This is a genomic window from Shewanella decolorationis (assembly GCF_004354305.1).
Taxonomy (GTDB): Bacteria; Pseudomonadota; Gammaproteobacteria; order Enterobacterales; family Shewanellaceae; genus Shewanella; species Shewanella decolorationis.
Genome location: NZ_CP037898.1, coordinates 2324254 through 2338567 on the forward strand (window position 1 = coordinate 2324254; position 14314 = coordinate 2338567).

Sequence of the window (14314 nt, forward strand, 5' to 3'; positions counted from 1 at the left end):
TGCTAAAGCTTTTTCGCTATCCTTACGCCGAATTTTTTATGCGGTATCACCGTAAGGTAATTTTAAAATGCAAAAAGATGCGATCAGTGTTCTCGAAACACCTCAAAGCACGCAAGAAAGCACAACAAGACACTTACCATGGACGCGCCAAGACACCACTTGGATGCTAAGTTTATTCGGCACCGCTGTGGGGGCGGGCATTCTATTTCTTCCTATCAATGCGGGCATGGGCGGTTTTTGGCCCTTAGTATTGATGGCCATTATCATCGGCCCTATGACCTATCTCGCCCACCGTGGCCTGTCACGCTTCGTATGTTCATCGAGCATTCCCGGTAGTGATATTACCCAAGTAGTTGAAGAACACTTTGGGATTGGCGCTGGCAAGGCGATTACGCTGCTGTATTTTTTAGCGATTTATCCCATTGTGCTGATCTACGGCGTGGGGATCACTAATACCGTCGACAGCTTTATCGTCAACCAGTTGGGCATGGCCTCTCCGCCACGTTTCCTGCTGTCAGGTGTGTTGATTTTCGGCATGATGGCCGTGATGGTTGCCGGTGAGCAATTTATGCTGAAGGTGACTCAACTGCTGGTCTATCCGCTGGTAGGGATTTTGGCCTTTATGTCCATCTATTTGATCCCTGAGTGGAAAATGGATGCGCTGCAAGTCGTGCCAGAAACCGGCGCCTTTTTAGGCACTGTATGGTTAACCATTCCTGTATTGGTGTTTGCCTTTAACCATTCTCCGGCGATTTCACAATTTTCGGTTTCCCTTAAGCGTGACCACGGCGTCAACGCGGCCCGTAAGGCCGATGTGATCCTGCGTAATACCTCGATGATGTTAGTCGGCTTTGTGATGTTATTCGTGTTCTCCTGCGTGTTGTCACTGTCGCCAGAACAGTTGGCCGAAGCGAAGGCGAAGAACCTGCCGATTTTATCTTACCTTGCTAACGTGCATGACAGTGGTTTTGTCAGCTATTTCGGGCCTTTCATCGCGTTTGTGGCGATTGTGTCTTCTTTCTTTGGCCACTATATGGGCGCGACTGAGGGCATGAAGGGCATTATCGTTAAGCAGTTGCGCTCAAGTAACAAACAAATCAGTGAGAACAAGCTGAACAAGTTTATCTTAGTGTTTATGTTTGCCACGATTTGGGCCGTTGCGATTAAAAATCCAAGTATTTTGGGGATGATTGAGGCGCTGGGCGGGCCGATTATTGCGGCTATTTTGTACTTAATGCCAATGTATGCCGTGTACAAAGTGCCAGCTTTGAAGGCTTACCGTAACCGCATCAGCAACGTGTTTGTGATTATTGCGGGCCTACTGGCGATGACGGCTATTCTGTTTGGCTTGTTAAGCTAAGCTTGGAATTAAAAGCGGTTTGAAACGAAAGGATCGGGTTATGCCCGATCCTTTTTTATTACTTTTCTTCGTACATCAGATAGCAACTCTGCTTCATCCCTAGTGCTTGGTAGGTTTGCTGAGCGGCGGTATTTTCCTGCTCCACATAGAGACGGAAACTCGCGGCGCCACCATTGGCCTCAGCCAACTGTTTCACCTCAGCATAGAGCTTGCCATAAATCCCCTGACGGCGATTTTGCGGATGAATATAAACGCTTTGGATCCAGTAATAATCTTTGGCGCGCCAGTCGCTCCACTCGAAGGTAACCATCAGCGAACCGACAATGTCGCCATCGATTTCGGCCACCAGATAAAAGCCTTTCTCAGGGTGATTCAATAGGGTATTGACGCCTTTAATCAGGGTCGTTTCGTCTAGGGCGAGGCCTTCGGTTTCCTGTGCCATTGCCTGATTAAATTGAACTAGGGCGGTGAGATCTTGCACTTTAGCTTTACGGATCAACATATAACAACTCCTCGGCGGTTAGTACCTCTACCGCTCTTGTGTATGGGGATGACGCTTTTGCATCAGCTTCATTCGGCGGCACACTTTAACATGGAACCGTTTAGAAGAACGAGTGAACAGCGTTTCAAAGCCTGCTTTAATTGCGGCTAATTTTTGTACGACTAAAGTCTAATCTGCTAGGCTTGAATAAGGTTTTCACCTTAAGGGAGTGGTGCGATTATGGCATTCGTAAAATCAACTCGTCTCTTTAAGCCCAAATTTTTACAAGCCTATGAAGTACAAAAAGATCTTAAGATTAATCATGGGATGCACTTTGTACTTACCTTAATCACTTTTGGTTTATGGGGGCTGGTTTGGTGGTATTTAATCCTCAAATCGCAGGGGGATAATCAGTCACTCTTTAGCGGTTTCGATGATGACTATTGGAGCTACCTTATCGAGTGTGAGCAGCCGCCCGCATCCCTTTATCGCCAACGTTTTGCCGCCTCAGTCAGAACGGTGCAATTTGAGGCATAAGTTAACTATTAGGTGGATTTTGCAGCGGTTGACATCAACGTGATATAGATCATCCTTAGAATTTTATCCCTTATGCTAGACTCGGCGGCTGGCTAATTTAAGGTTAGTCCCGCCAAGGATAAGGCTTCGCCCTATCATCATTTCAAACTCAAGGTTATAAACATGTCAAAACAAAGGTCATCAGCCCTAGGCCGGATCTGGTCTTCCTGGATGTCAGTGCCCCTGTGGCTGCAAATTTTCGTCGGTATGGTGTTGGGGATTGCAGTGGGCGTCAGCTTAGGTGAGCAGGCTTCTTACCTGAAACCTATTGGCACCCTGTTTGTGAATACCATCAAGATGCTGATCGTGCCTTTAGTATTTTGTTCATTGATTGTCGGTGTGACCTCGATGGAAGACACCGCCAAAATGGGCCGAATTGGGTTTAAGTCTTTTGCGTTTTACCTGTGCACCACCGCGATTGCGATCAGCCTAGGTTTGGCCGTGGGCTATGTGATTCAGCCTGGTGCCGGTGTGCCTTTACTCCATCATGAAACGGTGCAAACAGCGAAGGAAGTTCCTTCTGTGATGCAAACCCTGATTGACATAGTGCCTACCAACCCCGTCGCCGCCTTGGCGAGTGGCCAAATTTTGCAAGTGATTGTGTTTGCCGTGGCGCTTGGGATTGCCTTGGTCTTGATTGGCGACCATGGTAAGCCTGCGATTAAGGTGTTTGAAAGCCTTGCAGAGGCCATGTACAAACTCACTGACATGGTGATGAAGCTTGCGCCCTATGGTGTGTTTGGCTTGATGGCATGGGTTGCGGGCGAGTATGGCATCGACATGCTGTGGCCGCTGATTAAAGTGATTATTGCCGTTTATATTGGCTGTATTATCCACGTGTTAGGCTTCTACAGCATAGTGCTGCGTCTATTTGCCAAGCTCAATCCACTGCATTTTTTCAAGGGGATCAGCAATGCGATGGCGGTGGCATTTACCACCTCAAGTTCGGCGGGTACTTTACCTGCAAGCATGAAATGTGCGAGCGAATATCTCGGGGTAAATAAGAAGATCTCTAGCTTTGTGCTGCCCTTAGGCACCACCATCAATATGGATGGTACGGCTTTATACCAAGGCGTGACCGCGCTGTTTGTGGCGCAGGCCTTTGGTATCGATTTAACTTGGGTCGACTATCTAACGATTATTTTAACCGCGACCTTAGCTTCAATCGGCACCGCGGGCGTGCCGGGCGCTGGCTTAGTGATGTTGACCTTAGTGCTCTCGACCGTGGGCTTGCCCTTAGAAGGCGTGGCCTTGATTGCGGGGATTGACCGTATTCTCGATATGGCGCGCACCGTGGTAAACGTTTCTGGCGACTTAGTGGCGACGACTGTGATTGCTAAGTCGGAAGATGAGCTCGATGTTGAGCATTACAATGCCGACATGGTGCAGAGCGCTATGATTGCCGAGCAAAATGCCGCGAGTGAAAACGCCGCGACGAAAAGCTAATTCATCGAATAATAAAAAACCGCCAACTAGGCGGTTTTTTATTATCGAAGCGAGCTTATTTAAGCTGGCTTAAGACGAGGACGGGCTTATCGTCGCTGCTAAGCAGCGTTAAACGCCCTTGAACTAGCTTGGCTTTAGCGACCAATGGCAGGGCTTGCATCACTTTATGCTCCTGCTGCATCAGCGCATCGACGCAGGCCTTCATCGTGCTGCCGCCAGGAATAATTTTTAGCGCCTGTCCTTGCTGGCTGTATTGGCCAAAGAAGTTGTTGCAGCTGTTATTGCCAGAGAGTTTACCTTCATCAGCGAAGGTAATTTGCGCAGGGCTGTAATCCACTGTGGGTTGCCCTTGAACGGCTTCAATATGCCAGCTTCCCTGCAATGGCACAGTCTCCTGATTGGCAACGTCAGTGCTCTGACATGCGGTTAAACCAAAAAGTAATGCGCTTAATAAAAATGTTTGTTTTAACATTGTCTCAGTTCCTTTTTCCGTATTCATGGCCATAGTGTACAAGTTTAGCGGGAGATAAAAAGAGGTTTATATGACAGATACCATTAAAAGCACTATGAATTTATTGAAGTTTTTACATTGGTTAGGTGTTTTGATGTTAGTTTGTGGACTTGGGATCTATATGTTGACCCAATGGAGTCTAGAAATCAGCGGTATGTTACTGATCTCAAGCCTCATTGGTTTAGGACTCGTATTGATGTCACCCTATCCCGTGGTGTTGTTTATCCAATGGGCGAAGCGTCAGGACGAGCTTCCTAAAGATTAATCCCGCGTAAAGCTAGAGCTCGGCCGAGTCGGCGGCGGGATTATCATACTGCTCGGCATCGAACTTAGTCGCTTGATTCGTCGGCGTTGGTTCAGGCTCTGGCTGCATGGATTTCAGTTTGCAGCGCGCATCTTCCATCATGGGCGCTAACTTGGCTGTCGATTCTGGAGTGAAAAAGCTATAGCTAGCATCGAGTTTTAGATGGGTGTTTTGTTGTTCTAATTGTTTTTCGACCCGCTTCATAATGTGCAATATATCGCGTTCGCTATCGACGAAAGCTAACACCACAAATTGAGTCTCACTGTAATGGGCGGCGACATCAGCGGTGCGAATAGTATCTTGGACCAAATTGCCCAGTAGTCTATGGTGTTTATCTTCTAAATTATTTTCCGATGGATTTGCTTCAGTTAACTCAAAGAAGATAATCCCTGCATGGGCGCCAAAACGTCGTCCTAAATTCAGCTGTCTAGGTGCCATCATCATAAAACCGTAATGGTTGAGCATGCCGGTCTCTTGATCGCGCATTGATAGGGATTCAATGCGATGGTTTTGGCATAACAGGGATAATTCCTGCTGCAGCAATATTTGGAACGGCTCCAGCATGGCGCTGTTGCTCGCGGGCTCGACCATATGGGGATTTAACACGCACAGTGAACCAAACTGACTGCCGTCGGGCCAAGCAATTGGTCGGGAAAGAATATGCTGTATTCCATCGAATTCCCGTGGCAGTTCGTCGAGCATAAAGCGGTCAAGATTGAGATAGTCTCCTTCAAGGCTACTATTTTTTAATGCTTGAAAGAGTGGGAAGTTATGAGGGAAAAGTGTGCCTGCGGTAAAAAGCGGAGTGTCGTTAACGGTAGTCACAATCACTTCAAAACCAGATTGAGTAATTTGCAATACAAAAGCATAGGCCGCACTGTAGTAACTCTTTACTAATTCGCATTGCTGCATCCAACGACCTAAATTTACCTGAAGCAGATCGTTATCCAGTACGCTGATATTGGGGTTAATAGTCTCTGGTAGCATAGAATGATAAGGAAATGGCCTAGGATAGGGTAAGTTTGGAAAACAATGACATGATTAGCAAATTTGTCGCTAAAAATTCAAATTTTGACTGACAAATTAAGTATACTCACGCGCCTAAATCTCGCAGTTAACCATTGGTTGGAATTTCCTATGTTGCAAACTCGATTAGCAACCTTAAAAGATGTTGCAGTATTGGCAAGTTTAGAGCGCCAGCATCTTAATGATGAACTCGTTTCCGGTGGTTTTAATTTAGCTGGCCAGGCATTCACGCCCAGTGAATTAACCCAGCTAATCGAAAAGCATTGGGTTTTAGTCGCTGAAGTGCAGGGAAAAATCATAGGTTATGTGATTGCAGGTCGCTGGTCGTTTTTTGAAGCTTGGCCCATTTATCGTTTCATTCTGAAAAGATTAGAAAAAAATAATAGCGATAGCCCAAGATTAACCCGACAAAATAGTTGTCAATATGGCCCTATTTGGATTGATAAGGGTTATCGTGGGCAGGGCGTTTTTGAGGCGCTTGTTGCTAGGGTATACCAAGAAGTTGCGCCTAGTTTTGAGCATATGGTGACTTTTATCGCTGAGGAAAATGAGCGCTCATTGGCGGCGCATACTCGCAAAGCTAACATGCAAGTGAAAGATTTTTTTACTTTTTCAGACAGAGATTATTATCTTATGCATCTGGAACTTCGCCAATAAACTATTTGTTTTCGTTAATATTTTTTCGTTGTTTTTCTTTAAAGAATCAGTATTTTGTGACATAAGTTATGCGCTAAGCGGTTGATCGACTATGTTTAAATAAATAATTCTCGACCATAATCCTCCTAGAATGTTTGAGCTTCGCAAGTTTCTTGATAGAAGTTTTCTGATCTCTGTACGTGAATCCTTTATCGCGTTACTGCCGTTTATTCTTGTAAACTCCTTGTTATCATTGATTATTGCACTATTAAGCACTTGGGCACCTGAATGGCAGACAACCGCTATTTTCTATGGCCTGACATTCTTTTCGGTACAGCTTGCAAAAGTATTTCCGCTGCTAGCCTTGATTTCGCTTTCATTTCATTTCGCTAAGTATTTACAACTTTCAGCGATTGTTGTTTGCTCGATATCCTTTAGTGTCTTGCTGGCCATGCATGTCCCCACTACTGGGGAGGCGTTGAATATTGACTATGTTTACGCGGTGTTAGGTGATCCTCGGGTCGTCGTCTTGCCGATTTAACAGCCTATTTATTACGATTTTTGGTAGCTTGGCGATGGTTGGATTTAGTGAGAGGGAAGGCATTAAGTCGCTACTTGAAACAGCATCTAAACATATTTTTGCCCGTTGTAATTTGCTTTATTGTGATATTACTGCTTGTGACCGAAGCATCGACTTTGCTGAGCTGGTTTTTTTCCCCTTTAATTGAAACATTACAAACGGCAAGCATTGGCATCCAATTGTTTATTCGCATTTTGTTAACTCATATCCTTTGGTGTTTTGGCGTTCATGGTGATAATGCATATTTGTTGTTAATTGGGGTAGATAATGGTTTAACTGAGGTTGTACCAAATCTAACTGCTAGCCAATTTATGGATTTATTTATTCTTTATGGCGGAAGTGGTGCGACTTTATCGTTAATTATTGCAATTTTTATAGGTTCAAAAGATAGCGCGACTAGGCATATCGCTAAAATCGCAACGCCGTTTGCAATATTTAACATTAATGAAATTCTGATTTATGGCTTACCCATTATTTTTAATCCAAGATTGCTTTTACCATTTATTATCTCTCCAATATGCAATTTTTTACTGGCGTATAGTGCCATTAGCATAGGGATGTTAGAGTTTGATACCCATAGTTTTCCTTGGATAACCCCGCCATTGGTTAATGCTTATATAGCAAGTGGTCATCTGAGCACTGTGCTGTTCCAGTGCTTTCTTATCTTCGTTGGGGTTTTAATTTATTTACCTTTTGTGCGACGTTTTTCGTTGATGAGTGAACACTATGAATTTGATCGTGAATTGATAAAGCGTGTTCAGTTTCAAGATGATATTGAAAAAATGAATGAAACACATTATCTCAAGAAACAATCTGAATCTTTAAAGGCTGAAATTAATTTAGAAAAAACGATTAAAGAAGTATTAGCTGGAGAATTACAACTTCATTATCAGCCTAAAATTGCCCTAGCAGACGGTAAAGTCGTTGGGTTTGAAGCCCTCATTCGCTTGAAGGATGAGTATGGGCGTTTAAAAGGCCCCTATTTTATTGATGCTTTTCAGCGAGCAGGATATTCGCATATTGTTGACCGCTTTGTGATTAATACCGTAGCAGAAGATCTTGCTCGATGGTCGTTAGAAGACTTCTATCCCAAGGTGAGTATCAATATTGATCCCAATAATATTACCGATGTCCAATTATTGGCGGTAATGAATGAAAGGCTTGGAAGTGTTGCTGAACAGGTTGAAATTGAGATGTTAGAATCTGCTTTTATGTTGGATTTAAGCCGAATAGATAATAGCATTCGACAGCTTAAACAGAGTGGGTTTAGATTTTGGTTGGATGATTTTGGCACCGGATTTTCGAGCTTAAGCCTTTTGAGCCGAATTAACGTTGATGGCATTAAATTAGACCGAAGTATTCTTGCCAATACTAGCGAGCCCAAAGGCCGAACTCTGTATCTACAAATCTGTAAACTTTGCAGTAGCTTAGGTTTTAGCCTAACGGCAGAAGGTGTTGAAACTCTTTTAGAAGCTGAGTTTGTAAAGGAGGCCGGTGTTGCTTATGTGCAGGGCTGGTTATACGCCAAGGCGATGCCAGGACCCGAAGCCAAAGCCTTTTGGTTGGAGAGAAATAGTGAGTGATACCTTGGTCAGCAATCTGCTGACGACATACGCCAATGCGAACTTGTCGGCTTGGGATAATTTGCGAGTCTTGTTATCCGAGTGCACGTTGCAGCAGCGTGAAGCCCGTGGATTTGAAGTCGATTGCGACGATAGTCGACCCCATTATTGGTTACAGATTGAAGATTGTTGGCTCGATTGTGGCCGAACTAATGCTTACTGTGCCGCTATTGTTCCTTTAACACCGAATGCCGTTCAAGGTTCAAGGATAATTGGCATACAAGAGTGTGCGCCGTTATCCGCCGCGCAGATAAACCTGTTGCGTATACAAAACGCTCATTTTGATCACTGTGAGTAGTTGTTTCAAAAAAAGTTAAATATTTACTGCAAAGTTTATACGCTTTGACAGCTATTTATCTATGCCCAAAAGTCGTATGGTATGCTTACAGTCTTTATTGGAATTTCTGTTATTACAGCGTTTGAAGCATATGCTGAAAACGGGATAGTTAAGCCGTCACTAAACACAACCGTCGAGATAGGTAGATAAACTGATATACTTTGTGAGGTGGTTAGGTTCGAGTTCAGTGCGATAGAGCCGGAAAATTTTATCTGCTCTACTGGTAGCTGTCTTATATCTTGTAATATTTTTTGAATTATTAGCGAGGCTGTCATTCCATTAAAGTCAAAGCTATTTAGATTTATATCTACTTCCTTAATAATCTGTTTAGCAAAGAGTTCCACGCCGTAACTTGCCATCCTAGTTTCCGCTTTAGGCGGTGGATATGGTCCTATTCCTGCAGCTGTTGATATTTGTAATTCTTCTCCGGAACCTAGTTTTTGCCTTACTTCATTACGAAAATATGCAAAGGTTGCAGCTGAAATACTGGGTATCGAAAGCTCAAATGTGAGTTCAACAGAATTGTGACTTCCAGAAGTGACCTGTGCTGAAACTTGGTTATATCCTTTATAGAGAATGCCATTTATAGTGGGAGTATTTATAACAGATTTTACTAATGCCTGAGGAAGATAATTTAATCGGTATTCATCATTCTGTCTGAGTATTACTTCATTCCTTGAAATCAGATCCTGAGGGAGTGTTATTAAGTACATTCTGAGTGGTTTCCCATAAAACGCCCTACATTCCGACTATGTTAGGGCGTTTGTCTATTTATGTTATTTACAATTACAGGATAATAGTACTGTTATTATCCTTACTCGGTAAGGCATTACCATTTTGATCTTGTGCACCGGTATCACTTGCTGGGTCACCTGCGGACATCATATTGTAGGTATTACCAGAACTGTCTTCTATTTGCATGATCAGGACATAACCTGAAGCATCTACTTGCACATTAGGATATTGCCCTGAGACATACAAACTGACATTTGCAGAACCTTCAACTTCTTGAGAGTTCGATACTTCTTTGAAAACCTCATGGATTTCTTCTTTGTGGGTTTCAGCGTTGGCTGAAATGCCTAACCAGCTCCAAAATGCACTAACACCTCCACCTATGTGGTACTCTTTTTTCATCATATCGTAGGTCTTAGAATTATCTAAACTACGAATTTTGAACTTCATAGTGCCATCAAGTTTGGCCCATGCTCCCGCACCAGAAACCGATACTCCTAAACCTGATTGAGTACCGCGTTTAGTTGAAACTTTCCAAGAGGAAACGCCAGTGCTATTTCTTTCTGGAGCAGCAAAAGCAATTTGGTTATGAGGAGCGATAAAATTCAAATTAGCCATTTCGAATATCCTTATTCCTGAGTTGCTGGTAGTTCCAGCGTAGAGTGATATAAATGTTTTACTTATAGATAGGAAGAATCGTGAAGGTTCTCTTCAGCTTCCCTGCCAAAGTAAAACTCGTACTAACCACGAAAATTCTTTCGTAGTGCAGATAAGCGTAGCCGACAGTGATTCAAAATCAATCGCTCTCTTTGGATGAGTGATGTGCAGATTTCTGGAAATGAAAAAATATTATTCTTTTGATTATTTAATAGGTTGTGCATGTTTTTTTCTTGATAATTAAATTTAAACTTTGAGGGTATGCTCCATAATTTGCTGATTTATAAAAGAGAAAAAAACTTAAAATAAATTCGGCTTTCTATGCATTTGCGTTGGGATTTAAGCATAAAAAAACCGCCCTTAGGCGGTTTTTTACAAGTTAAAGCGTGATCTTAATGCAGATTATAGACCTGCATCTGCGCGCAGTGCGTCAGCTTTATCCGTCGCTTCCCATGGGAACTCGCTGCGGCCAAAGTGACCATAAGCGGCGGTTGCTTGATAAATTGGGCGAGCCAAGTTCAACATTTCGGTTAGGCCGTATGGACGCAGGTCGAAGTGTTGACGGACTAACTTGATTAAGACTTCTTCAGACACTTTACCTGTACCGAAGGTCTCAACGCTGATAGACGTTGGTTCAGCCACACCGATAGCGTAAGACACTTGGATCTCACAACGGTCCGCTAAGCCTGCTGCTACGATGTTTTTCGCAACGTAACGGGCAGCATAGGCCGCACTACGGTCAACTTTTGATGGGTCTTTACCAGAGAATGCACCACCACCGTGACGCGCCATACCACCGTAGGTATCCACGATGATCTTACGACCGGTTAAACCACAGTCACCCATTGGACCACCGATAACGAAACGGCCAGTTGGGTTAATGAAGTATTTAGTGTCCTTGCTCAGCCATTGTGCTGGCAGAACTGGTTTGATGATGGTTTCCATCACGCCTTCGATCAGGTCTGCTTGGGCGATGTCTGGGCTGTGTTGGGTAGACAGTACGATCGCATCGATACCAACAATTTTGTTGTCTTCGTAAGCGAAGGTGACTTGGCTTTTCGCATCTGGGCGTAACCATGGCAGAGTGCCGTTTTTACGCACTTCTGATTGACGCTTCACTAATGCGTGGGCATAGGTGATTGGCGCTGGCATCAGAATGTCAGTTTCGTTGCTGGCATAACCAAACATTAGACCTTGGTCGCCGGCACCTTGCTCTTTTGGATCTGCGCGGTCAACACCTTGATTGATGTCTGGAGACTGTTTGCCAATCGCATTTAATACGGCGCAAGAATCGGCATCGAAGCCCATATCTGAATGGATATAACCAATCTCACGAACCGTTTTACGGGTCAGCTCTTCAATATCAACCCAGGCAGAGGTGGTCACTTCGCCACCTACTAATACCATGCCAGTTTTGACATACGTTTCGCACGCAACACGTGCTTTAGGATCTTGGGCCAGAATCGCGTCTAGCACAGCATCAGAAATCTGATCTGCAATTTTATCGGGATGACCTTCTGAGACCGACTCAGAAGTAAACAAGTGCTTTGCCATAGTAGGAAAATCTCGTTGTTAGCAATCAAACGTGTAGAAGCATCTACATCTAGACGGCTATTTTAGTGGAATTTCATCGCCATGACACCCCCAAAGCTAAATATTTCTGTACTTAGTGAGGTAAATCTCAGCTTTAAAATTTGAACTAAAAAGCATGGTTGTCATTTAACTGATTGAAAATAATTAATTAAAAGTGTTTAAAATCCATCTGATTCCACTAAGGATGCGCGGCGGCATTTCCTCTTTTCCACCCAGATGAGCTTTGGGGGAAATCGTACAAGGTTATGTTATAGCGACTTAAAGTACGAAGCCTTAGCTTGAATAGTTCATCCTTAAGCTATTTTTATCGTAAAAAGTCCTATTGCGGGCGGGAAGGCAATATTGTGGTGAATTTTCGTTTGCGTCGCTTCGCTATGTAGGGGAAAATATGCGTCCAAATTGCCCGCTAGACCCCACAAATTAAGCAGGAGAGAGCATGTCTTCCCGTAAAGTACTCGCCAACGCAATCCGTGCGTTAAGTATGGATGCAGTTCAAAAAGCAAACTCAGGCCACCCTGGCGCCCCAATGGGCATGGCAGATATTGCTGAAGTGCTGTGGAATGATTTCCTTAAGCACAACCCGAACAATCCGAAATGGGTCGATAGAGATCGCTTTATCCTCTCTAACGGTCACGGCTCTATGCTGATCTACTCTTTATTACACCTAACTGGCTATGACCTGCCAATGGATGAACTGAAGCAATTCCGTCAGTTACATTCAAAAACACCTGGTCACCCTGAATACGGTTACACCCCAGGTGTTGAAACCACAACGGGTCCATTAGGTGCTGGGATCAGCAACGCTGTGGGTATGGCGATTGCTGAAAAAACCTTAGCGGCACAGTTTAACCGTGAAGGTCATGAGATTGTTGACCACTACACTTACTGCTTCCTCGGCGATGGCTGCTTGATGGAAGGTATTTCCCATGAAGCGTGTTCTCTGGCAGGTACCTTAGGCCTAGGCAAACTGATCGCATTTTGGGATGACAACGGCATCTCTATCGACGGCCATGTTGAAGGCTGGTTTACCGATGACACGCCAAAACGTTTCGAATCATACGGCTGGCACGTGATTGCTAACGTTGATGGTCACGACAGCGATGCGATTCGCGCGGCTATCGAAGCGGCAAAAGCCGTGACCGACAAGCCGACAATGATCTGCTGCAAAACCATTATCGGTTTTGGTTCACCAAACAAATCTGGCAGCCACGATTGCCACGGTGCACCATTAGGTGATGCGGAAATCGCCGCGGCACGTGAATTCTTAGGCTGGCCACATGCGCCATTCGAAATCCCCGCTGACGTATACGCAGGTTGGGATGCTAAAGAAGTGGGAGCAGCCCGTGAAGCTGCATGGAACGACAAGTTTGCCGCTTACGCTGCTGCTTACCCAGAATTAGCTGCTGAATACGAGCGCCGTGTACTGAAAGGTGAATTACCAGCTGATTTCGAAGCCAAAGCACAAGCCTTTATCCAAGAATGCCAAGCGAAAGGCGAAGGCATTGCGAGCCGTAAAGCGTCACAAAACGCGATTGCAGCCTTTGGCGCTATGCTGCCTGAACTGTTGGGCGGCAGTGCTGACTTAGCAGGTTCTAACCTGACCCTGTGGGCAGGTTCTAAAGGCATTCAAGAAGATCCAGCGGGTAACTACGTGTACTACGGTGTGCGTGAGTTCGGTATGAGCGGCATCATGAACGGTGTGTCACTGCATGGTGGTTTCATCAACTACGGCGCGACGTTCATGATGTTTATGGAATACGCACGTAACGCAGTCCGTATGTCTGCGCTGATGGGTATTCAAAACATCTTCGTTTACACCCATGACTCTATCGGTCAAGGTGAAGATGGTCCAACTCACCAACCAGTTGAGCAATTAGCTAACCTGCGTATGACGCCAAACATGGCGGTATGGCGCCCATGTGACGCGGCTGAAACCGCAGTGGCTTGGAAAGCGGCTATCGAACGTCGTCATGCACCGACATCGCTAGTCTTCAGCCGTCAAAACCTGAAGGCTCAAGCTCGTACTGCTGAGCAATTAGCGAATGTGGCAAAAGGCGCTTACGTACTGCAAGACTGTGCTGGTACGCCTGAGTACATCCTGATTGCGACCGGTAGTGAAGTGCAATTAGCGGTAGAAGCTGCGGCTGCGCTGACTGAACAAGGCAAACAAGTTCGCGTGGTTTCTATGCCATCAAACACTGAGTTTGATAAGCAAGATGCTGCTTACAAAGAATCTGTACTGCCAAAAGCGGTGACTAAACGTATTGCTATCGAAGCGGCCCATACTGACTTCTGGTACAAGTATGTTGGTTTCGAAGGCACTGTTGTGGGCATGACTACCTTTGGTGAGTCTGCGCCAGGCAACGTGCTGCTGAAGCACTTCGGTTTCACCGTTGAAAATGTGCTGAACGCTGCAAAATCACTAGGCTAATTGTTTAGGTGATGGGATTACC

The 14314-nt window shown here is 44.8% G+C and carries 15 protein-coding genes; 9 read left to right on the forward strand and 6 right to left on the reverse strand.

Annotation, left to right across the window (positions count from 1 at the left end; genetic code table 11):
• The first annotated feature begins 67 nt into the window (after positions 1–67).
• On the forward strand, positions 68–1360 hold the full coding sequence (locus EYR25_RS10580; protein ID WP_133179966.1) for a serine/threonine transporter: 1293 nt from the start codon (positions 68–70) through the stop codon (positions 1358–1360).
• A 58-nt stretch (positions 1361–1418) separates the two neighbouring features.
• Here the strand turns inward: EYR25_RS10580 and EYR25_RS10585 are convergent, their stop codons facing one another.
• Positions 1419–1862, reverse strand: a complete 444-nt coding sequence (locus EYR25_RS10585; RefSeq protein WP_133179968.1) for a GNAT family N-acetyltransferase — start codon at positions 1860–1862, stop codon at positions 1419–1421.
• A 219-nt stretch (positions 1863–2081) separates the two neighbouring features.
• Here EYR25_RS10585 and EYR25_RS10590 point away from each other — a divergent pair, with 219 nt between their 5' ends.
• On the forward strand, positions 2082–2378 hold the full coding sequence (locus tag EYR25_RS10590) for a DUF4234 domain-containing protein (RefSeq protein WP_133179970.1): 297 nt from the start codon (positions 2082–2084) through the stop codon (positions 2376–2378).
• Positions 2379–2540: 162 nt separating this feature from the next.
• Entirely contained in the window at positions 2541–3863 is a 1323-nt protein-coding gene (locus tag EYR25_RS10595; protein WP_133179972.1) for a dicarboxylate/amino acid:cation symporter, read from the forward strand.
• A 55-nt stretch (positions 3864–3918) separates the two neighbouring features.
• Here EYR25_RS10595 and EYR25_RS10600 read toward each other — a convergent pair whose 3' ends face one another.
• On the reverse strand, positions 3919–4335 hold the full coding sequence (locus EYR25_RS10600; protein ID WP_133179974.1) for an META domain-containing protein: 417 nt from the start codon (positions 4333–4335) through the stop codon (positions 3919–3921).
• Positions 4336–4405: 70 nt separating this feature from the next.
• On the opposite strand from EYR25_RS10600, the gene EYR25_RS10605 reads away from it, so the two are divergent.
• The gene (locus EYR25_RS10605; RefSeq protein ID WP_086903750.1) at positions 4406–4639 is read left to right on the forward strand and encodes a hypothetical protein; all 234 of its coding nucleotides are present in this window, start codon (positions 4406–4408) and stop codon (positions 4637–4639) included.
• Between the two features lie 12 nt (positions 4640–4651).
• Here EYR25_RS10605 and EYR25_RS10610 read toward each other — a convergent pair whose 3' ends face one another.
• Complete coding sequence (locus EYR25_RS10610) at positions 4652–5665, reverse strand: GGDEF domain-containing protein (RefSeq protein ID WP_133179976.1); 1014 nt, start codon at positions 5663–5665, stop codon at positions 4652–4654.
• Positions 5666–5818: 153 nt separating this feature from the next.
• On the opposite strand from EYR25_RS10610, the gene EYR25_RS10615 reads away from it, so the two are divergent.
• The 4 genes from EYR25_RS10615 (at position 5819) to EYR25_RS10625 (ending at position 8840) form a co-directional block, all read left to right on the forward strand.
• Entirely contained in the window at positions 5819–6361 is a 543-nt protein-coding gene (locus tag EYR25_RS10615) for a GNAT family N-acetyltransferase (RefSeq protein WP_165953566.1), read from the forward strand.
• A gap of 130 nt (positions 6362–6491) precedes the next feature.
• Positions 6492–6881 (forward strand): hypothetical protein, encoded by a 390-nt coding sequence (locus EYR25_RS21345; RefSeq protein ID WP_243729951.1) that lies wholly within the window; start codon positions 6492–6494, stop codon positions 6879–6881.
• Positions 6882–6955: 74 nt separating this feature from the next.
• A complete protein-coding gene (locus EYR25_RS10620; protein WP_243729952.1) occupies positions 6956–8503 on the forward strand; it encodes an EAL domain-containing protein in 1548 nt (515 codons plus the stop codon).
• Complete coding sequence (locus EYR25_RS10625; protein WP_133179981.1) at positions 8496–8840, forward strand: hypothetical protein; 345 nt, start codon at positions 8496–8498, stop codon at positions 8838–8840. The genes EYR25_RS10620 and EYR25_RS10625 overlap by 8 nt, the downstream gene beginning before the upstream one ends.
• Before the next feature lie 59 nt (positions 8841–8899).
• Here the strand turns inward: EYR25_RS10625 and EYR25_RS10630 are convergent, their stop codons facing one another.
• The 3 genes from EYR25_RS10630 to metK all read right to left on the reverse strand — a co-directional run bounded on the left by EYR25_RS10630 (position 8900) and on the right by metK (position 11822).
• The gene (locus EYR25_RS10630) at positions 8900–9592 is read right to left on the reverse strand and encodes a hypothetical protein (RefSeq protein WP_133179983.1); all 693 of its coding nucleotides are present in this window, start codon (positions 9590–9592) and stop codon (positions 8900–8902) included.
• A 73-nt stretch (positions 9593–9665) separates the two neighbouring features.
• A complete protein-coding gene (locus tag EYR25_RS10635; protein WP_023266625.1) occupies positions 9666–10229 on the reverse strand; it encodes a hypothetical protein in 564 nt (187 codons plus the stop codon).
• Positions 10230–10670: 441 nt separating this feature from the next.
• Positions 10671–11822 carry a methionine adenosyltransferase gene (gene metK, locus EYR25_RS10640; RefSeq protein ID WP_037414745.1) on the reverse strand — a complete coding sequence of 384 codons (1152 nt, stop codon included), beginning with the start codon at positions 11820–11822 and terminating at the stop codon, positions 10671–10673.
• Positions 11823–12297: 475 nt separating this feature from the next.
• On the opposite strand from metK, the gene tkt reads away from it, so the two are divergent.
• Positions 12298–14292: a transketolase gene (tkt, locus tag EYR25_RS10645; protein ID WP_133179985.1), complete on the forward strand. Its 1995-nt coding sequence runs from the start codon at positions 12298–12300 to the stop codon at positions 14290–14292.
• Positions 14293–14314: the final 22 nt, after the last annotated feature.